Genomic DNA, 23,614 nt, shown 5'->3' with positions numbered 1-23,614 from the left:
CCTTCACGGAGAAATCGGCATCCGGTGATCGTCCTCGTGATCTTCGAAAATGATGCCGTCCTGTTTGTATTTTTTCAAAATGAAATGAGTCTTCGTCGACAGTACGCTTTCAATCGGCGACAGCTTGTTGGAGACGAAGGCGGCGACTTCCTTCAGGTTGCGCCCTTCCACCTCGACCGCCAAATCATACGCGCCGGACATGAGATATACCGACTTCACTTCCGGATATAAATAAATACGCTCGGCGATGCCCTCGAACCCGCGGCCGCGCTCCGGCGTAATTTGCACTTCGATCAGCGCATCGACTTTCTCGTCCTCGATCTTGCTCCAGTTCACCACGGTCGCGTATTTGACAATGGTATGATCCGCTTCCATTTCTTTGATGGCCTCCGCCACCTCGGCTTCCGCCGCGCCCAGCATGGTCGCAATCAAAGCAGGGGAGCGACGCGCATCCTCCTTGAGCAATTCGAGAATCTTCAGCTTAAATTCGGTCATGTTCTGGGCCTCCTTGAGAATATAAAAACAGTTTACACCTAACGGGTGTCCCAGTTCAATGAATTTTGACGGGCAGGCCGAGTTTGGAGATAATTAGGAAAAACTACCTTATACGACAACGGAGGATTTCATGAAACACCGCATCTGGGTTATGGTCAGCATCATTCTCGCCATTCTTACCGCTTCTTTGGATACGACCATCGTCAATACGACGATGCCGACCATTACCCGCGAGCTCGGCGGCATGTCGCTGTATGCGTGGAGCTTCGCCTCGTATATGATCGCTTCGACGGTGCTATCGCCGATTGCAGGCAGGCTGTCCGACATGTTCGGGCGCAAACGGGTGTACGGGGCGGGCATCGTCATCTTCCTCCTCGGCTCGCTGCTATGCGGAACGGCCAACACGATGCTGCAGCTCGTGCTGTACCGGGTCGTTCAGGGCGCGGGCGCCGGCTTTATGATGCCATTCCCGGCGATCATCGCCGGCGACTTGTTTTCCGTTGCGCAGAGGGGACGCATCCAGGCGTTCTTCACCTCGATGTGGGGCATTTCCGCGATTATCGCGCCGCTCCTCGGCTCGCTGTTCGTCACGTATACGAGCTGGCGCTGGATTTTTTACGTCAACGTCCCGGTTTGCTTGATTTGCCTCCTCACTTTGCTGCCTTACAAGGAAGTGTACCAGCCGAAGCCGGCCAAGGTGGACTGGTTCGGTGCGCTGCTGTTCGCCCTCGGCGTCTCCATGCTGCTGGCGGTTACCGTTTCGGAGTCGGGGCGCTGGCTGCTCGGCTTGGGCGGGGTGCTGTTTCTTGCGGCGTTTTTCTTGTTCGAGCGCAAGCATGCGTCGCCGATTGTGCCGCTGCAGCTGTTTCGCAACCGGCCTGTCGCCGGCATGATTACCGTCACGTTCCTGTCGTGCGCGGCGATGTTCGGCGCTTCGACGTACGTGCCGCTGTTCCTGCAGCATTCGGGGTATTCGCTGTTTCTTAGCGGGGTCGCGCTGCTCGGCATGTCGGCGGGCTGGATGGCGGTGGCGGTACCGGCGGGCAAATGGATTTTGAAGTACGGGTATCGCCCCCTCCTGCTGATCGGCAACGCCACGCTTGTCGTGTCGGGAGTTTGGTTCTGGTTCGTGAAGGGGACGCTCGGATTCTGGTACGCCTTCGCCGGCATGACGGTGCAGGGGCTTGCCTTCGGTATGCTGTTCACCGTCTGTATGATCGGCGCGCAGCAGCTCGTCGCTCCCGATCAGAAGGGCTTGTCGAGCTCGATGCAAATGTTCGCCCGCAACATCGGTACCGCCGTCGGCGTGACGCTGATGGGCATGTTCGTCTCCGAGCATGGGGACGATGCGCAGACGGTGCTAAGCGGCATGCACAGTCTGTTCACCTATGGCCTGATCGGCAGCCTCGTTGCGCTGGCCTCGGTGCTGCTCGTTACGGCCGTGCGGGATCCGGAGGAGGAGCGGCAGGCGGTTTAGTGCGGTGGTGCTGCGCGGTGGTGTCGTGCGGTGGTGTCGTGCGGTTGTGTCGTGCGGTTGTGTCGTGCGGTGGTGTCATGAGGTGGTGTCGTGCGGTGGTGTCATGCGGTGGTGCGCTGCGGTGGCTTAATCGGAGGTGTGGTCGGAGGTTATTGCGGAATTGTAATACGTGATGTAGTGCGGTTAAGATCGTCTACAAGCCAATTACCCGAACGACGAAGCGGCATTAAACCTTCGGTTCTGCCGTCCGTAGAGGCGGGTATTAGACGAGCTGCGTGAAGCGGACCCTGATCATTTTTCGAAATGAACTGCCGCTTCACTTACTCAAATGAGTAAAATAAAGTACAACTTTACCGGAGTGAGGCATGATTCGATGGCCCTTCCGACTCCATAGTCAGACGTAGGCTTCCAGACAACGGACTTACAAGTCGTTAATTCCGCCGATTTGAGCCGTTGATAAGGAATAGCGGATTTTCAGGGATCTATTTTGCCAAACTCGGCGTGAGAGAGGCTGAAAATCGGCATTTGTCCAAATTTAACGCCCTGCCGTACCGCTATTTCATTGAAACGGCTCATGATTACAACAATAGCGGACTGAGAGTCCGCTTTGGAGGGTCTACGCCGGGCTCTCTCCCCAAGCTACGAACACAAACCAGCATTTGCACTCGCACGTATAAGCACACACACATTTACCGGCATTGACCAAGTTGAACTCCGACCATAGCTTCGCCGGTTCAGGAACAGCGCCTCGCCGGACCTCTCTTTTCCCCGCCGCAAAGCCGCTGTTGCTTGTAATGGCACCAGGCCGCTCCCACTCCGATGAAGATTTCAGGTCGCAATGAACCTTTCACTTCCATATCCATTGCAAAATCTATAAAAAACTTCGGCGTTTCTCCTCAGCACTTTATTTTCATTGTACACAGGAAAGTGCGGTTTAACATTTCGCAATACAGTAAAAGAAGCTTCCATTCCCCCACTTTCACAATAGGACTGGAAGCTTTTTCATTTGAAACGCGGAGCTATTTTCCAGCAGCGATGAGCCGTCTTCCCGTCACGCGCCGAATCAGCTTACCTCGCACACGGCTTGAGGCTGTTTCATTTTCATGCTGCGCACGAGCAGCAGCTTGCGGATATTGGCGTCGATCTGCCGCGCGGCGTAGTCCGGATGGACTTGTATACAGCAGCTGCTTGCTCCGGTACCGTCAGTTGCCGTTACGTAGCCGAAGCCGACCGGCTCTTCGCCGTCGTATGCGACTACGGATACGTCGGAGATGCTTTGCTGGATATGGCCTGCCGGCCAGCCGAGCCGTGTCATTTGTTCATTCGTAGGCGTACTATATTCATAAGCGATAATCACGGGGCTTCACCTTCCAAGTCGGATTTACACTTATAAATATACACCTAGTTGCATAATTATTCAACCCGAACCATGTTACTTTTATGTAAAATCACGCTTCCGGCAGCTCCCGCAGCCCGCCTCCATCTTTCACGATGCGCACACCTTCCTCGCATACCCCGTAGGACAGCCACGGACAAGTCGCACACCACTGCGGAATATGTTCCGGGCGGACCCGCTCCGCCACCCTGCGCAGCACCTCCGCCCACGGCATCGTCTCGCCCAGCTTGAAGCCGAGGTGCGCGAGCACCAATGCGTCCTTACGATGAACCGAATCGGCATCGCAATGGTACGGCTTGTCCGCCGGAAAACAGACGCACAGGTCGTCCGGCCCCGCAACCAGCTCGATCTCCGTCCCCGGTTTTGCACGCAGCCTCTCATGTACGGCCGACATGTTCTCCGCATAAGCGGGCGAATATCCCATCCCCCGATAGCCCAGCATGCACAGCAAGTGATGTCCCCTCAGCTTAACGGTCCTTTCCATACGGCTTCCCCCACCCTATCCCAGCAAAATCAATCCGATCAGCAATCCCGTACCGATGAGCATCGTCCACCAATCGGCAGGGCTCAGCTTTAGCCTTACGCTCGAGGTCCTCGTTTGGCCAAGCACATAGCCGCGCGCCTCGACGGCATCGGCCAGCTGCTCGGCGAGCTGAAACGATGTAACGAGCAGCGGCGTCAAGACGGCAGGCACGTCCCGGACGCCGACGGAGCCGGGCTTCGCCCGCGATTTGCCGCGCATCCGGACGATGCGGGAGAAGCGCTCCCATAGACCGGTGAGCAGCGGAACGAAGCGAAACAGCATGGCCGTGCAAAACGTCAGCAGCTCTACCGGAACACGCAGCGGAGCTATCCGTCCGAGCGATTGCTCAAGCCCGCGCTTAACCTGCATCGGACTCGTCGTTCGCGCGAACAGCAGCCCCAGTACGATCGCAGGCGGAAAACGCAAAACCGACAACGCCGTCGCGAGCGCATGCTCCGACGAGAACCACCCCGGCTCTCCCCGAAACAGTTCTCCCCACTGCGCGCCGGCCAGCGCCATAGAAATGCCTGTAACGAGCAAATAGCCGGCCCAGAGCTTGCTATAGCGATGAAGCGGGAACCGTACTGCGAGGGAGAGTACAATTGCTCCCGCAGCACTCCAAGCCAAGCCCGCCCACGTCCGCTGCAGCATAATTCCGCTTGTAACCAGTACGAGGAACAGCCACTTCGCACGCGGATCGAGCCGCTCCAACGCGTCTTGCGGCGCTTTCCAGAACGGCCGCCCCAGAGTCGGCCCTGCCATGTCCGGCTGTTCGAGCGCTGCAGCACATTCCGACACCCGCTTCTGCGCCGCATCGTACTCTGTCCCCGTCTTCGCTGCATCGTACTCTGTCCTCGCCTGCTCCGCATCGAGCTCAGTCCCCACATGCGCCGCATCGTACTCTGTCCCCGCTTGCGCCGCATCGTACTCTGTCCCCGCCTTCGCTGCATCGTACTCTGTCCCCGCTTGTGCTGCATCGAGCTCAGTCCCCGCCTGCGCCGCATCGTACTCTGTCCTCGCCTGCTCCGCATCGTACTTTTTCCCCGCTGGCGCTGTATCGAGCTCTATCTTCGCCTGCTCCGCGTCGTGCTTTGTCCCCGCCTGCACAGCGTCCGCTTCCCTCTTCAGCTCTACATCGCACTCCGCTCGTTTCTCCCGCACTGCAACGCGCCCCGCTTCCCGATTTCGAGCCGCCTCGCGCCAGACTATCCGCTCCTGCCCAATCCCTTGCGGCTGCGCTTCCGCGCCTGCTTGACCCTCTGCGGCAGAATCAAGGAGTGCAACTGCGCCCGCAGCCGGCGAGCGGCTGGCGCTTTGTATCGCGCAGCCAATCGCTTCGGCGAGCTCTGCCGCCGACGGGGTCGCGGCGGCGGCAATCCCCGCATGGCGCAGCAGCACAGCGGTCTCGATATAGGCCGGCAGCCCGACGCCGGCCTGCAGCAGCAGCTCCGGCCGCGCAGCCAGCTCGGCCGGTGACGCGTCGGCGGCAAGCGCGCCGCCCTCCAGCACAAGCACGCGGTCGGCCAGCGGCAGGAACGTATCCAGATCGTGCGTAGCCACGACCATGCCGCAGCCGATTTCGGCGCGCAGCCTCGTCAGCCAGCGCGTCACCGCCGCTGCGCCGGCCGGATCGAGCGCCGCCGTCGGCTCGTCCAGGAACAGCCAGGACGGCTTCGCAGCATCGGCGGACGCCAGGACGACCCGCCGCTGCTGTCCCGTGCTGAGCAGGAACGGAGAGCGCTCCAGAATGCCGGGCGGCAGCTCCACCGTGCGAAGCGCTTCGGCGATCCGCTGCTCGGCAGCGTCACTCGGGAGCGATAAGGGCCGCAGCGTGTATTGCAGCTCCTTGCGCACGGTAGGCGCGAACAGCCCCTGCTCCGGCTGCTGAAACACCGCCCCCAGCTTTCGGTTCGCGTCCCGGTTGACGCGCTTCCCCTTAGTCCAAAGCGGCAGCCCGTCAATCTCCACCGTACCTTTATCCAGCGGACGCAGCCCGGACAGCGCATCAAGCAGTGTCGATTTACCCGATCCGGTCACTCCGACAAGCAGCGTAATTTGTCTGTCTTCGAGCGTCAGCGACAGGTCCCTGAAGAGCGGGCGGGGCCCCGTTTTTCCAGACAACACAACTTCCAATCCCTTAGCGATTATCGGCATAACGCAGTCACCGCCCCGCTTAGCTCGGAAGCGTCAATCGGTTTGACGCTCAGCCGGTGTCCGGACGCGAGCAGCCGCCTCGCCACCTGAACGGCATACGGCGCCGCGAAGCCGATCCGTTCGCAAGGCGCTTCCCCATCCCCGCCGAGCGCATCGTAGAAGAACCTCCGATTGTCTCCCTCGTAGACCATTCGTCCATCCTCTAAGGCAACGACCCGCTGTGCCGCCGCCAGCTCCTCCATCAGCTGCGTCACCCATATGATCGTCACACCGTCTGCATGCAGCTTCCGCGCCGTCTGCAGGAGCCTGAGCCGTCCGTGCGGATCAAGCATCGACGTCGCCTCGTCCCAGATCAATACGTTCGGCCGCAGCGCAAGGCAGTCGGCGGCGGCGAGCAGCTGCTTCTGCCCGCCGGACAGCTCCTTCACCGGCCTATCGAGCGGCATCCGGAGCCCGGCCTGCTTCATCGCTTCGGCTATGCGCCCGGGCATGGAGGAGCGTTCGACGGCGGCATTTTCCAACCCGAACGCGATGTCTTCACCGATCGTATCCCCGACGAGCTGCGCCTCCGGATTTTGAAACACAAGCTGCGACCGGACTTCCGCCGAAATGTCCAGCACACCGGAGGAGAGAGGGAGCCGGCCCGCCAGCACTTTGGCCAGCGTGCTCTTGCCGCTGCCGTTGCGGCCGACCAACGCAACCCACTCCCCTGCTGCGATGTCGAGGCTGATGTCCTTCAGCACATGCTGCAGCCCTTGCGGCGTATGAAAAGCGACATTCACACCTTGAAGCCGGAACATCCGTCCACTCGTGCCATTCATGAAAATCCCCTCTTTTACCCAGTCAAATTGTATGCTATACTCGCAAATGTATTGTCAACCACAAATCAAGAAATCAAGTTAACAATTAAGTCGAACCCATTATACCAAGAAAAGAGGAATTGGAAAACGATGAAACAGTTATCGATTCGCGGTCTTGTCATGAGTTCTCTATTTGCGGCATTGCTGGTGATGGTTTCGTTCATTAAGGTGCAGGTAACCGGCTCAGCGGTGCCGATTACGCTGCAGACGCTTGTCGTCATGCTGGCCGGTGTGTTTCTCGGACCGCTGTACGGCTTCTTGAGCATTTTCCTGGTGGTCCTGCTTACCGCACTCGGCCTGCCGATGATCGGCGGCTTCGGCGGAATATCGGTGCTGCTCGGAGCAACCGGAGGCTATATTTTGACGTGGCCCCTCGCCTCACTGCTGATCGGTTTGATGGTGAGACGAGCCCAGGGCGCCGGCACGAAAGCTTTTTTGCTTACCTTCGCGGCAGCGGAATTGTTCGGCTCCTGGCTCGTGTATGCCGGAGGCGTTCCTTGGTACGCCCAGGTGAAGCAGATGTCCATGTCGGCGGCATTTGTACAGGGCTGCTTGCCGTTCTTGATCCCTGATGCCGTCAAAGCGGCCATTACCGCTCTCATTGCCGTTCCGATCAAGCAAGTGTACTCGACGGAGCGGCTGACCGGCGGCAGTCAGGCGCAGGTGGCCGAACTGTAACGGTACCCAAACTTAATGCCCGCACTTCGCAGCCATGCCGCTGCCGATTTGCGGGCGTTTTGCATGCAAAGAAAAAGACCTTCCTTACCGCCCGCCGCACGGCAAACGAAAGGAAGGCCTTCAAGGAAGCTAAACGATTATTTACCGATATCCATGCGCAGAGCGGCCAGATGCTGCAGCAGAACTGCTTCGGCATCCCGCGTCAGATCGCCCTTGTCCGCATCCTTCGCAATATCTTCGACAAGCTTGTCCAGATGCTTGAGAGCTTGAATTCGGTCGTTCTTCTGCAGCTTGGATTCTACCTGCTCCAGCTTTGCCTCGAGCGATTTGCGCACGCCCTTGTTCTTGAAATGGCCATCGGCGTCAAGCCCTGCAATCACAGCCTTCACGGCAGCAAAGCTTGTACTTACAACGAAGGAATAGCTCATCTCCGTCTTGTTGCCTGCCGCATCCTCAACCACATAAGCAACTGTATGGGCGCCCATTCCCAGCTGCGAAGCCGGAAGCGTTTGACCGGATTGCACCTCGGCCCCGTCCACGGTCAGCTTGCGAACCGCAACGCCGGACAGCGCATCCTCCGCCGTCAGCGTAAATTGCAGCGTATCGGAGTACACGACATCGTGCACCGCTTGGCCCGACTGCAGCAGAACGGCAGTAGGAGCCGTACGGTCGATGCGTACTCGCAGCAATTGAACGGCCTCCGCATTGCCCGCAGCATCTACAGCAAAATATTCAACTTCATGTTCACCCTCGGCAGTTACTGCCAGCGGCGCGCCGTATACCGTCCAACCGCCGTCATCCACTTTAGCCTGCACTTCTGCCACACCTGAACCGGAATCCGTCGAAGCGACCGTCACCGTTACATCCTGGTTCACCCATCCGCTAGCATTCGGCGCCGGGGACGCAGCGGCTGCGGATACCGGCGAGCTCTTATCCAGCTTCACCTGCAGCGACTTCACCTGCTCGGCATTGCCTGCAGCATCCGTAGAGAAGTACTCCACCGTAGTTACACCCTCGGTGGTCACCGCCACCGGTGCGGTATAGGCGGACCATTCCCCGCCGTTCAAACGTACCTTCGTCCCCGCAACGCCGGCGCCTTCATCCGCTGCCGTCAATGTCACCGTAACGTCTTCCCGATGCCAGCCGGCCGCATTCGGCTCAGCCGACAGCTGCGCCGTCGTCACAGGCGCCGCCGTATCGGACAAAGCGAAATCCGCGAGCCCGCGCGGCTTCAGCTGATAAGCTCCGCGGAATATCGCGCTGACACCCGTAATGCTCACCTGCTGACCTTCCTTGTAAGGGAAATTGCTGAGCGTAAGCCCCGTGCGTCCGTCAACCCGAACGTGGTTGCTGACCGCTCCCGATACGGCGTCGAACTCGAACGAACCGGCCGGCGAAGCCGTGACAATATTTGTAATTGTGACGTTCTCGAGCTTCACCAGCTGGCCTTGATTCGCGTCATTCACCGCTGCAACCGGCGCTGCTGCCGGCAGCGGAGCCGTCCCCGTCTTCTTAATCGACGTCGGGTTCGCCAGCTCCAGCTCCGTATTGAATAGAGCAAGCGGAGCCGTCACTTTCACTTTGTCGCCTTGATGGAACCCGGTTTGGCTCTGGAACACATAAATGCCTGCAGTAGAATCTTGGAGATAGAAGGCCTGCCCGCCGAACGAACCCGGCTCCGTCGTGACGACGCCTTCCACCGTAACTGCCGTTTTTTCCGCTTTGGTACGGGCTTCCGCGATCGTAATGAGCGCCGGCTCGACCGGACCGTCCGGCGGCAGCGGCTCAGCCGGTACATTGGCCAGCGTCACCGGAGTCGTCGTTAAGTTGGTGCTGCCCTGCCGAATGCGCAAATTCGCCGCTCCGCTTGTGCCAGGCTTTATGCGGATCGTCAACGTTTTCGTAGCGCGTCCGTTGCTGTCCGCCGTCAAGCTGAACGCCGTGCTGTAGCCGTAAGAGCTTGGCCACGTGCCGTCGGCATTCTGCACCTGCGCCACTTGGGTTCCGCCGGTCAAGTAAATGCCGACCTGGAAGCCCGTCAGCGTAGCGCCCGCCTTCAGGTTCTCGCCGACCACGCGAATTTGGAACTGCTCGGCGTTCGGCAGCTGCGCTTGATGCACAAAGCTGTATTTCGGATTGGCCTCAATCGTCGGACCGCCGTAGGAGCCCGGCTTGAACGTGGTCATATCCCACCACTTGTAACCGGCGGCAGGCGTCGACCAAGGCTCCGGCGCCGGCTCCGTCGAGGCGGCAGGCGCCTCAAACGGCAGCAGCGCCGTCGGCTGATCCAGCTGCAAATTCGGCACCTGCGACAAGCTTGTATACGATTCGGATTTCGCCAGCCAGTTGACGAGGTTCACGAGCAGCGCGCCGTCGTCCTCTTCCTTGAAGCCGTCGTAGGTCGTCTTCGCAGCGCCATTTTCCTCACGAAGATATTTGGGCGAGATGTCCTCCACCGGAGAAGAATCCCCGATGAACGCAGCTTTGCCGGCCCCTGTCTTCGCTACAGCCACGTATGGGCCTTCCGCGCGTCCGCCGTCGTTGTATACGCCTTGGTCGACGGCGTTGCCCCACGCTTCGTTCGTCTGCGGGACATATACGATGCCCTTCGCCTTCGCCGGATCCGTAATCGCCAGCGTCGAGCCCGCGTGCATAGCGACCGTGGACACGCCGTTCGTAATGCCGAATGCCTGCTCCGGTGCGACAATATCGTTAGCGATCACGTCGCCTAGCGCATTGTAGCGGAACCGCACACCGAAGTTTTCCGACAGCCAATCGGAGCTCGTAACGCCCTGCATCGCCGGCGAATTCCGCTCCTCGTCGCTCATCCCCTTAGCAGGATCCGTCCAGGCGCCCCGGCGGTAGCCGTTGAACACTTCCGAAGCGTCCCAACGGTTCTTGTTGCGGTCCGCATTATAATGGTCGCCGATGAAGAAAATACTGCCGCCGTTTTCCACATACTGCTTCATGGCGGCCTGCTCGCTCTGCTTGTAAGGAATGTTCGCTTCCGGGATGACAAAGACGTTGTAGTCCTTTAAATCGTCAAACGTTATAGGCGCCGCCTTGCGCAGCTCCTTCACATAGTACCCGTTATCGGCCAAGGCGTTCCCGAAATCCGAGAAGGCTCCGTCAATAACCCAATCCGCCGCTCCGGCCGTCTGGCCGTGCGTGTTGTCGAACAATACTTTTTTCCCGGCATTGTCGTTAACGACTCTCGCGTTAATGAACGGTGCCGGATCGGCAGGGCCTTCGGCATGCGCCGGGCTCAAGCCGCTCACGACCGCCGTCGAGACAGGCAGCGCGAGGGCAAGCGCCAGCGTCGTCTTCAAGAACGACGACTTCCATAGATTCACTCTCTTCATCATCTTCCTCCATCACTACTAGAATTTAGGATGTTATGGCATCCTTACTATTCTAGCACGAAAACAAGAGTGAAAATGATAGAATATTGTAAAATTTGACTACGGCTTCACCGCCGATATCCGGGCGCCTGAAGCCGCGTCCTTCCGCTCGAGGTACAGCGTGCCGAGCACCAGTAAAGCGACGCCGACCGCGATGAACAACGGGAACCATGCTCCGGTCCACTGCCCGATCTCCAGCATGACTCCCATCGCCGCCGTCGGCAAGAGAGGCTCCCCGTACGCTTTGCGCCAATCCAGCACGAAGCCCTCATAGTGAAAAAACCATATTGTGCACAGGGCCGAGAGCGCCCAGCCGCCAGTGTAAATGCTTACCGACAGCACAGGGTGCGCCGCTGCGATGAACGGAACGATGCCCACCACTCCGATGCCGGCGACGATCATAACCCAGAAGTTCGCTTTCGTCCGTCCGATGCCGGCCAAGATGCTGCCGCCAAGTCGCCCAACCGAGGAGAACAGCACCCCAAGCGCCAGCAAAATAATGTAGATGCCCGATTCTTGCGACGAATAGCTCGTGCCGAACAAAGCCCCGTTAATTTCGTTCGGAAACAGGCAGATGAGCAGCGTCAGCGGATACAAAATATAGTTGTTGTAGCGGATGCACAGCATGCCGCGGCGCTTGCTCTCCACCCAGTTCTGCGAGCTTTCGGCGACGAACGGGAAGGTTACGATCATAAAAGCCCAGGTCACAATACCGATGAAGCCGGTAATGCGGAGCCCGTTCGCCAAATAACCGACCGCCGCGACCGAGCCCGAACCGATCACCATCACCAGGAACGGCTGCTGGAACGCCTTGGCGATATTTCCCGCCCACATCGGCACGCCGTACGCCATCATGCGGCGGAGCTCCTTCAGCGGTACCGGGCCGATCCAGTCGGGCTTATGCACTCTCTGCGCTTGCAGCCCGACCAAAGTGGCCGTAATCGCAGCCCCGATGCCCATCCAGAACGAAATGCCCCACAGAAAATCGCCTTCCTTCAGCGGCAGCACAACGCCGACAATCGTCCCTAACGTGGAAAACGTTGTCGTCAGCACCATGAAGAACGCCTGCTTGCTGAAATCGCGGTTGCCGGCAAAGGCGGAAACGCCCATATTCAGCACGGAATTGAAGATCAGCATGATCGAGCAGATGACGAGCGCACCCTGCAGGTTAGGAAGATGGTACACACCGGCCAGCAGCGGCGACAGCGCCGCTACGAGCAAGGAGACGACAACCCCGAAGAAAGCGCTTCCCACCAAGGCATAGCGAAAATCGTTCCGTCGCGCCTGCTCCGCATCCGTCGAGAACTGATATACTAGTGCAGAGTTGAACCCTACATTAAGAAACAGCCCTACCATGCCGAAAATTTGCAGCAGCAGGTTCGCTTCGCCGAACTGCTGCGGATCGTCCAGCACCCGCGCCAGCACGATGCTGCCCAGCGTTTGAAGCAATTGATTGATGAAGAGACCGATGACGATAATGAGCACGCTGCGTATCAAGAACCGCTGACTCTTACTTAACGCATGACTCTGTTTGAACATGTTCCGCTCTCACCTTTCCGACCGATTGATCATGCTCCTCATGGTACTACGATCGGATTAGGATGAACAGCAACCATCTTGGGAGCATTCGGGAGCATTTCCAAGCATGGCGCCGCTATGCAATTGTTCACGTGAACAATCCCATCCTCAGCCAAAAAAACAGCCCGCCCACCCCGATTATCGGAGTCGACAGGCCATTCGTCAAAATAACCCCATGCTGAGATAGCGCTCCCCTGTATCCGGAGCGATGCACAGCACCCGTTTGCCCTTGCCCAGCTTGCGCGCTGCCTGCACGCCGGTCCATACCGACGCCCCCGCCGACGGTCCGACAAGAATACCTTCCCGTGCGGCCAGCTGCCGCATCGTCTCCAGCGCGTCTTCATCCCGCACCTGTACGATTTCATCGTAAATGCCGGTATTCAAAATCTTCGGGACGAAGCCGGGACTCGTACCGACCAGCTTGTGCGGGCCGGGCTCCCCGCCCGACAGCACCGGCGAGCCCGCCGGTTCCACGACGTAAATACGAATGCCCGGCAGCCGTTCGCGCAGCACTTCACCGGTGCCGGTAATGGTGCCGCCCGTTCCGGACGTCGCCACGAAAGCGTCGAGCCGCCCTTCCATCTGCTCGAGAATTTCCGGCGCCGTCGTCCTTCGGTGTATGTCCGGGTTCGCCGCATTCTCGAACTGCTGCGGCACGAAGCTGCCCGGGATGCGGCCGTGCAGCTCCTGCGCTTTGCGGATCGCACCGGGCATCCGCTCCGCAGCCGGGGTCAGCACTACCTCCGCCCCGTACGCCTTGAGCAAATTGATCCGTTCCTTCGTCATATTGTCCGGCATCACGAGAATTGCCTTATAGCCTTTCGCGGCGGCGTTCATGGCAAGACCGATGCCTGTGTTGCCGCTCGTCGGCTCGATGATCGTCGCCCCCGGGCGCAGCCTGCCGTCCTTCTCCGCCTCGGCGATCAAATTGTACGCCGCCCGGTCCTTTACGCTGCCGCTCGGATTGAAATATTCAAGCTTCACATACAGCTCCGCATCGTCCTCGCCGACGAGCCGGTTGATCCGCACAGCCGGCGTATCGCCAATGAGCTCCGTGATGCTGCTTACCATTTTGCGTGACGCTTTGCCTGTCATGTTCCTTCCTCCCCGCATGCCTTGGGACCCGCTCAAGCCCGCATGTGACTCTATCTTGCCGCGGCTTGCTTCCCATTGTCAAGCGGCGCGCGCGGTGCCGGCAAATTGGTGTCGCATGTACCACCAGCTGAAGAGCGGCGAGCAGCCGATCACGAACAGCAGCGTCGTGAAGAAGAGCGGCGCCTTCGTCCAGAACGTAACCGCGACGAACAGCAGCGTGCCGAGCACCCGCCCTGTGTTCAGCGCCAGCTCGCGCATAACGATCAGCTCGACACGGCGCTCCGCGCTTTCGTCATCGCTGCCGATCAGATCGAACACGGACGACGTCATCGGGATCGTGAACAGCGGCATGAACAATGCGGTCCCAATCCCGAAGATGATCAGCGTCACATACGATACTTGCCAGAAGAACGGCGCGACGACAAGCGTAACCGCCAGCACACCCGCGAGCATCCCCCATTTGCGCAGGCTCGGCTTCAGCAGCCGTCCGGCAAGCCAATAGCTGACGAAGGATACGGCCGATGTAATCAGCGCAAAGTTGCCCAGCTTCATTTCGTCCGCCGTAGAGATGTAGACAAGCAATCCGATCACGAAGCCGAATACGCCTTCCCTGAACCCTTGGGCTACGAGCGCTGCCGTAACTCTTCGCCAAGGCGTTCCCGGCTGCTTCAAGCACGTTACGGGATAGCTCCACGCATAATTGCGCTGTACCTGCCGATTGCGCAGGAAGAAGCTGACGATGACGCCGATCAGGAAAATGCCGAGCGACACCGAAAATATTGTCCGGTACCCCGTCGTCCCCGGCATGTGTACGATAATAAAGCCCGACAGCCACGGCGCTATAATCCCTGCCGTCGAACCGAGCAGCCCGGCCCAGCCGTTGAATCGGTCGCGCGTCTTTGGCCCCGTCACCTCGAAATACACGACATTGAAGCTCAGCCAGAAGAAGCCCGACGCGAGGCCTTGCGCCCCGCCCAGAAGCCAAATGTACGACACGGCCTTCGGACCCAGAACAAGCACCAGCAAATAGAACGCCGCCGATACGGCAACGCCGAGCCGGAGCGCATGCATCTTGTTCGCTTCCTTCACCCATTTGCCGGCGAGCCAGAACGTCAGCGCCATCGTCAGATGGATACAGAGCGTAAAGATGCCGATCATCGTAAAATCGCTTTTCACCTTCCACAAATAAACCCCGACGAATGTTCCCGACAGAGCGTTGGCCGCGGCGAACAGGCCGTTTAAGAGTAGAAGCAAAATCGGCTGCGCCGAAAACCGGCCGCGCCGCTCGGCCTCCAGCATCGCCTGCAGGGCATCTTCTTCACCCGGGGTAACTTGGCTATGGGACTCGGGCTTGCGCAGCCCGGGAAAAAACCTGGTTTTCACTTGGTCGCGCTGCATAAGGCTTCATCCTCTTCCTTGTAGAGATAGCACTTGTTAAACTACCCCAATCGGCAAGGAAACATTAGGCGAATGCGGGCGATGGGCAATATTGGCAGCCGGCTGCGGCCATACCCGGCTGGCAGGCTAAATCGTTTATGCGTAACATCAAAGCACTTTCGTCCCGCTAATCCGAACCGCCCCATTTTTCCGGCCCCGCTCCTCCGCCAAAGCTTCTAACGCCGAATAAAAAACGCCGACCCAAAGGTCAGCGTTTCGAAGCGGCATCTTTCAGCGCCTCCACCATCAGCAGCCGGTCCGCTTCGCCGAGGTGGGTCTCCACTTTAAAGCAGGACGGACATACATACACTTGAAGCTTATACGGCGCTTGCAGGAACGGCTTGCCCAGCGGCAGCGGAACAACCGGCGTATAGCCGTCGGCGGCGATCTCCCGGTCGCCGGCATGCAGCATCAGCTCGCGGCAGGCGACACATTCCGGCGCCTCCTCCTGCTGTTCGATGCAGGCTTGCACCGCTTCGCCGTAGCTGTCCAGCTCGTCGCCATCCAGCCACTCCGCCTCCGGTACGTCCAGACCATCCCATTCGTCCTCGTCCAGCAGGTCGTCCTCATCGTCTTCATCAAGCTCCAGCTCCGCACTGCGCGCACTGCTCGGCTTCAAATTCACCTGAATGCTGCGATAACCGCTCAGCTCGTTATAGCAGTGCGGGCATATCTCCTCCGGTCCGAGGTCCGGATCCCACGTAATTTCGGTCTGGCACCATGGGCAAATCGTCGTATCCTGTTCGCTCAACGTGATCGTTCCTTTCCTGCATGATGTATCTGTATCTCGCTGCCGCATCGTGGCCATCGTCCTGTAAGGTCAAGAAGCTCAGCTTGTCCCGAATGAAGAAGGTCGGAGCGCCGTGGCTCAGCCGTTCGTTCGTCACGCGCCCCTGTTTACTGCGAGTAAGTAAAAAAGTAATAAACGCCGACGGCGAGAAATACCGCCGACAGCGCAAGCAGCGTCGTATATAAATATTTCATGTTACGCATGCTCCGATCACATAGGAAATCGAAATCGAGATCATCATCGACAGCAGCCCCACCGCCCGGTTATCCTTCTGAATCTCGGCATCCACCTTGAACAGAGGCGTCAGCAGCTCGAACAAATAGTACGACACGAGCAGCAGCCCGAAGCCGTAGCCGGCCCATATGAGCGAATGCCAGATCGTATCGTTGTTCAGAATCGCGAACCGGAATAAATTGCAGATCCCGAATATTTTCCCGCCGGCCGACATGGCTACCGCCACATTGCCCTTCTTGATCTCCTCCCAGTCGTTGTACCGGGTGATCATGCCAAAGATTACCATGAATACGACCAGAGCCAGCGCCGCCACGGAAAAATACGCAAGCGTGCCGATAAACGGATTGCTAAGCAAACGTTCCACCTCGTCCTGCACCGCAGTCTCCCCCTTCCGCATCTATCCACCGACCGGCAAAACGGTTACGTACACAACGGAAGAGACTGAAGGGGGGCTTCAGTCTCTCGGCTTACTTTACCTATAGATTATATCACGACTGCTTCTTCTCGGCGAGCTTCGCCCGCAGAGCGGCCAGCTCATCGTCGACACCGTCGTTCTTGTTCAGCTTCTCCAGCTCGTCGTCGAGGGACCGGTTCTTGCTTACGAGCTCGCCGCTTGCCTGCGCTTCGGCTTCCATCTGAAGCACCTTCTCTTCCATACGGGAGAAGCCTTTCGCTCCATTGTCCACACCGAAGCCGGAAATCGCCTGGTTGATTTGCTTCTGCGCTTTCGCCGCTTCCGCACGGGCAACGAGCAGCTCGCGCTTGTTCTTCATCTTCGTGAATTCGTCTTTCATCTCGCCGAGCTGATCGCGAAGCTTGTCGGCGTTCGCCTTGGCGATGTCGTATTGACGCTTCAGCTCGTCGTAACGGGCTTGATGCTCCTTCTTATCCTGCAGCGCGCGCCGCGCAAGGTCTTCGTTGCCCTGCTCCAGCGCCTTGAGCGCTTGTTCTTCGCGCTTCTGGACCATCTCTTCGGCTTCCAGGTACTGCTGCTGGAACTTCTTCTCGATGGCAATCTGCTTCGCTACCGCCGACTCCGCTTCAACAATATCTTCTTCCATGTCGCGCAGGAACTGGTTCAGCATCTTGACCGGGTCTTCCGCTTTGTCGAGCAGATCGTTAATCGTAGCCGCCGTAAGGTCGCGCAATCTTTTAAAAATTCCCATGTGATTCATCCTCCTGAGTGGATTATCTGTAAAAGGTTCTAAGCGTGGTCACACTCCTACATACGCATTCGCATCGACTCAAGTTTCATTTTTTTATGACGCAGGCTTTTGGTGGTATAGTGGAAATTAGGAAATATTCGGGAGGAGGGCTCATTATGATCGTTTTCCTGACCGGCGCTACCGGCTATGTAGGGGCGGCCGTACTCAAGAAGCTGTTGGAGGAAGGGCATGAGGTACGCTGTCTTGTCCGTAGGAAAACCGCGCTTACAAGCGCTAACCCGAAGGCTGCCGGGAAAATCGTCGAAGTCCACGGAGATTTGCTCGAGCCGTCAAGCTATAGCGAGTCGCTTCGAGGTGCCGATGCCGTGATCCATCTCGTCGGCATCATTCGCGAGAAGCCGGGCCGGGGCGTTACGTTTCAGCGAATTCATGCCGAAGGAACCGGACGGCTCGTCGACGCGGCGAAGGAGGCCGGGGTACCGCGCTTCGTCCACATGAGCGCACTCGGTGCGCGGGAAGGCGCCGTCAGCGGCTATCACCGGTCAAAATGGGACGCCGAGCAAAGGCTCCGAGCAAGCGGAATTGCCCATGTTATTTTTCGCCCGTCCGTTATTTTCGGTCCCGGCGACGAATTCGTTAATATGCTCAAAGGCATCGTCAAGGCGCCGGTTACACCGGTTTTCGGCAGCGGCCTGTACCGGATGCAGCCGGTATCGATCCGCACGGTTGCGGATATTTTTGCGAAGGCTCTGCATACGGAGAAGCTGAACGAGGCTTACGAGGTGGGAGGGCCGGAGCAAATTCCGTTTACGGGCATGCTCAAGGAAATCGGCCGTGCGCTCGGGAAGCAGCGGTTAAATCTGCTGCATGTGCCGCTCTTCGTTACCAAGCCGCTGGTAAACGCCCTGCATCGCATGCCTGGCTTCCCGATTACGAGAGATCAATTGATCATGCTGCTTGAGGAAAATATTTGCCGCGACGGTAACCGGTTCACCCGCGACTATGACGTAAGCGAAATCCGGTTCGCCGACGGCATCCGCGACTATTTGACGCGGTAGCGAAATGGCTCGGCCGTTTAAGCGGCTATCCGTCGCGCGGCTCGGCCGGACCGTCCAGGTCCAGCTGATAGAAGGCCAGGTCGAGCCAGCGGCCGAACTTGAAGCCGGCGCGGCGGATCGTTCCGGAGTGAGTGAAGCCCAGCTTCCTATGCAGAGCGATGCTCGTTTCGTTGGAGGCATCGATACCCGCCACCATCGTCGCATAACCTTCGCGAGCGGCAAGCCGGATCAGCTCCTGCAGCAGTGTCCGGCCCGCTCCTTGGCCCCGGTATTGGCGATCCACGTACAGCGAATGCTCGATCGTATATTTGTATGCCGGCCAAGCGCGAAAAGGGCCGTACGTCGCAAAACCGGCGACATGGCCCTCCTGCTCCAGCACGATCAGCGGAAAGCCGCCGATACGCTTTTCCCGGAACCACTGCAGACGGTTGTCCAGCGTCTGCGGCTCGTAATGATAGACGGCCGTCGTATTGACGATGGCATCGTTATAAATGTTAGTAATAGCAGGCAAATCCTGCTCTTCGGCAGCACGAAGCAGCAATGGGTTCACTCCTAAACCTTCTGTAGTTCCCTCCGGTCGGCCGCAGACGGCATCATCTCCAGCCAGCGCCGATCGATCATCAGACGCGCTCCATCGTCGGCAAAGTGAAGAATGGATGACATCATCTTCTCGTACGCCGCCCCCAAATCGCTCCGAATACTTGAAGCCATTCCGAAGCCGTATTGCTCGATACTTGAACCGTTAACAAGCGAAGCATGGAACATCATGAGCTTATCGGTATACGGAGGCTCTTTCGAATCGGTCACAAAGCTGTCCGACAGCGGTGTTACGGATAATTGCTCCTCTTCGAGCTTTTTGCGGAAGGCTTCGGCCTCATCCTTCGTCCTGTGCACGGCTTTGGCCAGAAGCTTGCGCACTTCCGGCAGCTGTGCCGTTTGGGCATATCCGAGCATAACCGTCCGTACGACCGTATTCATTTGAATATTGTGAAACGCGTTCGCGATTTCGAGCGCGTTCATCGTTCTGCCGCGGCCGAAATAGCCTTGCAGGAACGACTCCCGCTGTTCCGGACGAGCTCCGGCGGATGCATGAAGAAACGGGGGAGCGGAAAGCAGCCCTTTGCTCAGCAGATGAGCTTTGGTCCGGGTGCCAATCTCCACCGTGTCGCGCATGCAGGCCGTAAAATAATCGTGGACCCCGGGCTGCACCACCATGGCCAGCGCTTTAGCGCAGACGACTAGGCTGCGGTTGGTCATGTGATATAACAGCAGCAGCGTAAAGTCGTCCGAGAACAACCGGGGAGCGTTTACGTTTACATCCTGCTGCGTAAAGCCGTTCGGCAGTGCTGCCTGTTCGTCTTCTAACAGCTTGGCGGTCCGGGTTAGCCGTTCCTCCGCCAATTGCCGAACTTGCAGCTGAATGTCGCGGATATCAGCATCCTGACAATGAGCGTGCATATGGCGCAATAGCTGGACGGTCATGCTGTCCGTCATATAATTTAGCCATAAATAACCGGTTTCGGGTGCGGTGCAGGGAGCGGTTCGACGATCCATACTTAGGACCTCCAGATGATCAAGCATTGTCCCTTATATTGTATGCCGCGCTCCCCGTTCCAACCGAGGGATTTATTTCAACTCAACAACGGTAACCCCGTTGCCGCCTTCGTTGTAATTGCCGTACCGGTACGATTTCACATGCTTGTGGCGCCGCAAATAATCCTGCATCCCGCTGCGCAGAATGCCGGTGCCTTTGCCGTGAATCAGATACACTTGGCCGAGATTCGCGAGGAACGACTCATCCAGGAAGCGGTCCGCTTCAATAAGAGCCTCCTCGAGGTTCATTCCCCGCATATCCAGCTCCATCCTCGTATTGTCGTCCCGGGTTCTCTTCACGGTCGTTGCCGTACGCTGCGGCTGCTTGGCAGGCTTCTGCGTACCGCCGATCTTCTCCAGCTGATCGCGGCGCACCTTCATCTTCATAATGCCCATCTGCACGATCGCTTCTTCGTCTCCGACCAGCTCGACAATGTGCCCCTTTTGGCCCAAATGGACCACCCGCACCTCGTCGCCGTTCTCCAGCTGGGCGGCCTTCTCCTTGGAGACGACGGGACCGCCGCCGCTCCGCTTGCGCAGCTGCGGCTCGGCCTGTTCGAGACGGCGCTTCGCTTCGGTCAGCTTATGCTCCTTGAACGAGCCGCGCTCCTCGAGCGCCATCCGCCGCAGCTCCGCAATCACTTCCTCCGCTTCGCGGCGCGCCTTGGCGACCGCTTCCTTGGCGTCGCGCTCGGCCTTCTCGAACAGCTTGTCGCGCTGCTCGTTGAACTCGTTCCGCTCCGCTTGAAGCTGGGTACGAAGCTGCTCGACCTCGCGGCGGAGGCGCTCCGCTTCCGTCCGTTCCTGCTCCGCCGTAAGCCGGTTCTCCTCCAGCGTAGCGATCATCGATTCGACGCGCTGATCCTCTTCGCCGACATGACCGCGGGCGCTCTCGATAATCGGCCGCATCAGGCCGAGCCGCTCGGCAATCGCGAAGGCGTTGCTTCGTCCCGGCACGCCGACGAGCAGACGGTACGTCGGGCTCAGTGTGGCGATATCGAACTCCATTGACGCGTTGATCGTGCCCTTCTTCTCGAATGCATACGCCTTCAGCTCCGGATAATGCGTCGTCGCGATAATCCGGCAGCCCATGCGATGAATGTAATCGAGTATGGCGATCGCAAGCGCCGAGCCTTCGGCCGGATCGGTCCCGGCGCCCAGCTCGTCAAGCAGCACAAGACTTTTCGGCGTCATCCCCTTAAGGATCGAAATAATATTCGTCATATGGGAGGAGAACGTACTCAGGTTCTGCTCAATGCTTTGCTCATCGCCGATATCGGCGTAGATTGCATCGAACACGCACAGCTGAGAGCCCTCCTCGGCAGGCACGAACATGCCGGACATGGCCATTAAGCTGAGCAGACCGACGGTTTTGAGCGAGACGGTTTTACCGCCCGTATTCGGACCCGTGACGATAATGGTCGAATATTGATTGCCAAGCTCGACGTCGAGCGGAACCACTTTCTCGGCGGACAGCAGCGGGTGACGGCCCCGCTTGATTTTGAGGAAGCCCCGGTCATTCATCATCGGCAGCGTCGCCTTCATCTCGCGGGCAAGACCCGACTTGGCAAAATGGAAATCGAGCAGCCCGAGCAAATCCGTATCCGTCAGCAGCTGTTCATGGACTTCGGCTACGGCAGCAGACAAAAGACGGAGAATTTTCTCGATCTCCGCTTCTTCCTTCATCCGCAGCTCCTTGAGCCTATTGTTCAAATTGACGATCGATTCCGGCTCGATGAAGAGCGTAGCTCCCGAAGCGGATTGGTCATGAATGAGACCACCGAAATGCGAGCGGTATTCCGCCTTGACGGGGATAACGAAGCGGTCGCCGCGGATCGTTACGAGCACGTCCTGCAGCATCTTCTGTATGGACGGATTGCGGATCATTTGCTCCAGCTTGCTCCGGACCTGCGCCTCGCCGCTGCGCAGCTCGCTTCGGATGCGGGCCAGATCGGGACTAGCTTGGTCGACCACGACGGCGTTATCGTCGATGCAGCTCTTAATCTTGTCTTCGAGCGGCTTCTGCTCGCTCAACTGCTCGGCTACGGTCAGCAGCGTCGGGATCGGAAACTCCTCATTAACTTCTTTAAGAAACCTATTAAGCCGGCGGGAGCCGTGGGAGGTCGTCGCGATGTCGAGCAGCTCGGCTGCATTCAGCATGCCGCCGACCCGAGCCCGATGAAGCGCCGGACGGATATCGCGGATGCCGCCGAACGGGGCATTGCCCTTTAGACGGTCTACGTTAGCCGCTTCGTCGGTCGCTTTGAGCCGAAGCTTCACTTCCTCCAGATCGCCCGATGGACGCAGCTGCTCCGTCCGCTCTTTGCCGAGCGAAGTCGCGGCGTAATTTTGCAATCTATGTAGGATCTTTTCGTATTCAAGCGTCTTGAGTATCTTCATGTTCATGGCTTCGGGGCCTCCTGCTTGTTGCAATCTTTTTTATTATACCCCAAGCTGCGGGAGGGAAGCGAATGCAAGGATGAGTACAATTATTTTTTCCGGGCATCCTATGGTGTGCAACGCAAAAGAACGACACCACGACAAGGGAGGTACCGCGATGCATTTTCTTGGACATCTGGTCAGGTTTATTGTATCGGCTTTGGTATTGATGGTTGTTGCTTGGATCGTTCCTGCTTTTCAAATCGGCGGATTTTGGAGTGCGTTCTTCTTGGCTCTTGTGATCGCCGTCGGCGCCTGGATTATCGAGGCGATCTTCGGTAAACGGATTACTCCGTTCGGCCGCGGTATCGTAGGCTTCCTCGTATCCGCCCTGGTCATTTGGCTGGCGCAGTTCATCGTCAGCGGAGTGTCGACGACCATTATCGGTGCTATTCTTGCCGCGCTGGTGATCGGGATTGTCGACCTGTTCATCCCGGTGTCGACTCCGTTCGAATCCGGTCGGGATGAGCGTGCGAGGTAGCTGTGGTTTGCGGTACGGGGCTTCAATCGGACGAGTACGAAAAATCCATGGTCGGCTGTTCGCCGGCGATGGATTTTTTGTTTGGAGTTCCTCAGCCAAATGGCTTGCTATGCTTGAGCGTTCTTGGGCTGTTGGGGCGCCTCGGTGCCGAAAAGACGGCCCTTTTTGGGCGGTCTTCGGCTGTTGGGGCGCTTTAGCGCCGGAAAGACGGCCCTTTTTGGGCGGTCTTGGGTCGTTAGGGCGCCTCGGTGCCGGAAAGACAGCCCTTCTTGGGCGGTCTTGGGCTGTTGGGGCGCTTCGGTGCCGAAAAGACGGCCCTTCTTGGGCGGTCTTCGGACGTTGGGGCGCCTCGGTGCCGGAAAGACGGCCCTTCTTGGGCGGTCTTGGGCTGTTGTGGCACTTCGGCGCCGGAAAGACGGCCCTTCTTGGGCGGTCTTGGGCTGTTGGGGCGCTTCGGCGCCGGAAAGACGGCCCTTCTTGGGCGGTCTTCGGTCGTTGGGGCGCCTCGGTGACGGAAAGACAGCCCTTCTTGGGCGGTCTTGGGCTGTTGGGGCGCCTCGGTGCCGAAAAGACGGCCCTTCTTGGGCGGTCTTCGGCTGTTGGGGCGCCTCGGTGCCGAAAAGACGGCCCTTCTTGGGCGGTCTTCGGCTGTTGGGGCGCTTCAGCGCCGGAAAGACGGCCCTTCTTGGGCGGTCTCGGGTCGTTGGGGCGCCTCGGTGACGGAAAGACAGCCCTTCTTGGGCGGTCTTGGGCTGTTGG

The 23,614-nt window shown here is 58.6% G+C and carries 20 protein-coding genes; 5 read left to right on the top strand and 15 right to left on the bottom strand.

The features are described 5' to 3' along the window. Positions 1-3 precede the first annotated feature (3 nt). Entirely contained in the window at positions 4-495 is a 492-nt protein-coding gene (locus tag ACFFK0_RS03270) for an Lrp/AsnC family transcriptional regulator (protein ID WP_377468456.1), read from the bottom strand. Between the two features lie 130 nt (positions 496-625). On the opposite strand from ACFFK0_RS03270, the gene ACFFK0_RS03265 reads away from it, so the two are divergent. Next, positions 626-1,972: an MFS transporter gene (locus ACFFK0_RS03265; RefSeq protein ID WP_377468455.1), complete on the top strand. Its 1,347-nt coding sequence runs from the start codon at positions 626-628 to the stop codon at positions 1,970-1,972. Between the two features lie 1,063 nt (positions 1,973-3,035). On the opposite strand, the gene ACFFK0_RS03260 is transcribed toward ACFFK0_RS03265, so the two are convergent. The 4 genes from ACFFK0_RS03260 to ACFFK0_RS03245 all read right to left on the bottom strand — a co-directional run bounded on the left by ACFFK0_RS03260 (position 3,036) and on the right by ACFFK0_RS03245 (position 6,866). Further along, on the bottom strand, positions 3,036-3,329 hold the full coding sequence (locus ACFFK0_RS03260) for a hypothetical protein (protein WP_377468454.1): 294 nt from the start codon (positions 3,327-3,329) through the stop codon (positions 3,036-3,038). A gap of 91 nt (positions 3,330-3,420) precedes the next feature. Continuing rightward, positions 3,421-3,852, bottom strand: coding sequence for a DUF1284 domain-containing protein (locus tag ACFFK0_RS03255; protein WP_377468453.1), 432 nt, complete (start codon positions 3,850-3,852; stop codon positions 3,421-3,423). Between the two features lie 15 nt (positions 3,853-3,867). Next, entirely contained in the window at positions 3,868-6,045 is a 2,178-nt protein-coding gene (locus ACFFK0_RS03250; RefSeq protein WP_377468452.1) for an ATP-binding cassette domain-containing protein, read from the bottom strand. Continuing rightward, complete coding sequence (locus tag ACFFK0_RS03245; RefSeq protein ID WP_377468451.1) at positions 6,036-6,866, bottom strand: ATP-binding cassette domain-containing protein; 831 nt, start codon at positions 6,864-6,866, stop codon at positions 6,036-6,038. Before ACFFK0_RS03245 ends, ACFFK0_RS03250 begins: the two co-directional genes overlap by 10 nt. A gap of 129 nt (positions 6,867-6,995) precedes the next feature. Here ACFFK0_RS03245 and ACFFK0_RS03240 point away from each other — a divergent pair, with 129 nt between their 5' ends. Then, complete coding sequence (locus ACFFK0_RS03240) at positions 6,996-7,583, top strand: biotin transporter BioY (protein WP_377468450.1); 588 nt, start codon at positions 6,996-6,998, stop codon at positions 7,581-7,583. Positions 7,584-7,720: 137 nt separating this feature from the next. Here the strand turns inward: ACFFK0_RS03240 and ACFFK0_RS03235 are convergent, their stop codons facing one another. The 7 genes from ACFFK0_RS03235 to ACFFK0_RS03205 all read right to left on the bottom strand — a co-directional run bounded on the left by ACFFK0_RS03235 (position 7,721) and on the right by ACFFK0_RS03205 (position 17,284). Continuing rightward, complete coding sequence (locus ACFFK0_RS03235) at positions 7,721-10,945, bottom strand: OmpL47-type beta-barrel domain-containing protein (protein WP_377468449.1); 3,225 nt, start codon at positions 10,943-10,945, stop codon at positions 7,721-7,723. A 99-nt stretch (positions 10,946-11,044) separates the two neighbouring features. Beyond that, the gene (locus tag ACFFK0_RS03230; RefSeq protein ID WP_377468448.1) at positions 11,045-12,523 is read right to left on the bottom strand and encodes an oligosaccharide flippase family protein; all 1,479 of its coding nucleotides are present in this window, start codon (positions 12,521-12,523) and stop codon (positions 11,045-11,047) included. 201 nt (positions 12,524-12,724) lie between these two features. Next, on the bottom strand, positions 12,725-13,657 hold the full coding sequence (gene cysK / locus ACFFK0_RS03225) for a cysteine synthase A (protein ID WP_377468447.1): 933 nt from the start codon (positions 13,655-13,657) through the stop codon (positions 12,725-12,727). A gap of 78 nt (positions 13,658-13,735) precedes the next feature. Beyond that, positions 13,736-15,055: an MFS transporter gene (locus ACFFK0_RS03220; protein WP_377468446.1), complete on the bottom strand. Its 1,320-nt coding sequence runs from the start codon at positions 15,053-15,055 to the stop codon at positions 13,736-13,738. A gap of 247 nt (positions 15,056-15,302) precedes the next feature. Next, positions 15,303-15,845 (bottom strand): hypothetical protein, encoded by a 543-nt coding sequence (locus ACFFK0_RS03215; RefSeq protein WP_377468445.1) that lies wholly within the window; start codon positions 15,843-15,845, stop codon positions 15,303-15,305. Positions 15,846-16,074: 229 nt separating this feature from the next. Then, entirely contained in the window at positions 16,075-16,515 is a 441-nt protein-coding gene (locus ACFFK0_RS03210) for a DUF350 domain-containing protein (RefSeq protein WP_377468443.1), read from the bottom strand. 91 nt (positions 16,516-16,606) lie between these two features. Further along, positions 16,607-17,284 (bottom strand): PspA/IM30 family protein, encoded by a 678-nt coding sequence (locus tag ACFFK0_RS03205; protein WP_377468442.1) that lies wholly within the window; start codon positions 17,282-17,284, stop codon positions 16,607-16,609. 155 nt (positions 17,285-17,439) lie between these two features. On the opposite strand from ACFFK0_RS03205, the gene ACFFK0_RS03200 reads away from it, so the two are divergent. Further along, positions 17,440-18,342 (top strand): NAD-dependent epimerase/dehydratase family protein, encoded by a 903-nt coding sequence (locus ACFFK0_RS03200; protein WP_377468441.1) that lies wholly within the window; start codon positions 17,440-17,442, stop codon positions 18,340-18,342. Positions 18,343-18,367: 25 nt separating this feature from the next. Here ACFFK0_RS03200 and ACFFK0_RS03195 read toward each other — a convergent pair whose 3' ends face one another. From ACFFK0_RS03195 to ACFFK0_RS03185, 3 genes are all read right to left on the bottom strand, one after another. Then, positions 18,368-18,880, bottom strand: a complete 513-nt coding sequence (locus ACFFK0_RS03195) for a GNAT family N-acetyltransferase (RefSeq protein ID WP_377468502.1) — start codon at positions 18,878-18,880, stop codon at positions 18,368-18,370. A 14-nt stretch (positions 18,881-18,894) separates the two neighbouring features. Then, positions 18,895-19,896, bottom strand: coding sequence for a DUF3231 family protein (locus ACFFK0_RS03190; protein WP_377468440.1), 1,002 nt, complete (start codon positions 19,894-19,896; stop codon positions 18,895-18,897). Positions 19,897-19,968: 72 nt separating this feature from the next. Next, positions 19,969-22,341, bottom strand: coding sequence for an endonuclease MutS2 (locus ACFFK0_RS03185; RefSeq protein ID WP_377468439.1), 2,373 nt, complete (start codon positions 22,339-22,341; stop codon positions 19,969-19,971). Between the two features lie 151 nt (positions 22,342-22,492). Between ACFFK0_RS03185 and ACFFK0_RS03180 the strand changes: the two genes are divergently transcribed. Next, positions 22,493-22,855 (top strand): phage holin family protein, encoded by a 363-nt coding sequence (locus ACFFK0_RS03180; RefSeq protein ID WP_377468438.1) that lies wholly within the window; start codon positions 22,493-22,495, stop codon positions 22,853-22,855. A gap of 560 nt (positions 22,856-23,415) precedes the next feature. Beyond that, a partial coding sequence (locus ACFFK0_RS03175) for a hypothetical protein (RefSeq protein WP_377468437.1) occupies positions 23,416-23,614 on the top strand: 199 nt, incomplete at its 3' end.

The sequence above is a fragment of the Paenibacillus chartarius genome (assembly GCF_042432825.1).
GTDB classification, from domain to species: domain Bacteria; phylum Bacillota; class Bacilli; order Paenibacillales; family NBRC-103111; genus Gordoniibacillus; species Gordoniibacillus chartarius.
Note: the sequence above shows the minus strand (reverse complement) of the source record. Positions and strands in the feature narration are given on the sequence as shown.

Excerpts from the sequence above, each read along its gene's own strand:
- ACFFK0_RS03230 (WP_377468448.1), bottom strand. The coding sequence starts at position 12,523 with ATGTTCAAACAGAGTCATGCGTTAAGTAAGAGTCAGCGGTTCTTGATA.
- ACFFK0_RS03185 (WP_377468439.1), bottom strand. The coding sequence starts at position 22,341 with ATGAACATGAAGATACTCAAGACGCTTGAATACGAAAAGATCCTACAT.
- ACFFK0_RS03180 (WP_377468438.1), top strand. The coding sequence starts at position 22,493 with ATGCATTTTCTTGGACATCTGGTCAGGTTTATTGTATCGGCTTTGGTA.
- ACFFK0_RS03240 (WP_377468450.1), top strand. The coding sequence starts at position 6,996 with ATGAAACAGTTATCGATTCGCGGTCTTGTCATGAGTTCTCTATTTGCG.
- ACFFK0_RS03245 (WP_377468451.1), bottom strand. The coding sequence starts at position 6,866 with ATGAATGGCACGAGTGGACGGATGTTCCGGCTTCAAGGTGTGAATGTC.
- ACFFK0_RS03220 (WP_377468446.1), bottom strand. The coding sequence starts at position 15,055 with ATGCAGCGCGACCAAGTGAAAACCAGGTTTTTTCCCGGGCTGCGCAAG.
- ACFFK0_RS03270 (WP_377468456.1), bottom strand. The coding sequence starts at position 495 with ATGACCGAATTTAAGCTGAAGATTCTCGAATTGCTCAAGGAGGATGCG.
- ACFFK0_RS03210 (WP_377468443.1), bottom strand. The coding sequence starts at position 16,515 with ATGCGGAAGGGGGAGACTGCGGTGCAGGACGAGGTGGAACGTTTGCTT.
- ACFFK0_RS03190 (WP_377468440.1), bottom strand. The coding sequence starts at position 19,896 with ATGGATCGTCGAACCGCTCCCTGCACCGCACCCGAAACCGGTTATTTA.
- ACFFK0_RS03235 (WP_377468449.1), bottom strand. The coding sequence starts at position 10,945 with ATGAAGAGAGTGAATCTATGGAAGTCGTCGTTCTTGAAGACGACGCTG.
- ACFFK0_RS03205 (WP_377468442.1), bottom strand. The coding sequence starts at position 17,284 with ATGGGAATTTTTAAAAGATTGCGCGACCTTACGGCGGCTACGATTAAC.
- ACFFK0_RS03265 (WP_377468455.1), top strand. The coding sequence starts at position 626 with ATGAAACACCGCATCTGGGTTATGGTCAGCATCATTCTCGCCATTCTT.
- cysK (WP_377468447.1), bottom strand. The coding sequence starts at position 13,657 with ATGACAGGCAAAGCGTCACGCAAAATGGTAAGCAGCATCACGGAGCTC.
- ACFFK0_RS03200 (WP_377468441.1), top strand. The coding sequence starts at position 17,440 with ATGATCGTTTTCCTGACCGGCGCTACCGGCTATGTAGGGGCGGCCGTA.
- ACFFK0_RS03250 (WP_377468452.1), bottom strand. The coding sequence starts at position 6,045 with ATGCCGATAATCGCTAAGGGATTGGAAGTTGTGTTGTCTGGAAAAACG.
- ACFFK0_RS03255 (WP_377468453.1), bottom strand. The coding sequence starts at position 3,852 with ATGGAAAGGACCGTTAAGCTGAGGGGACATCACTTGCTGTGCATGCTG.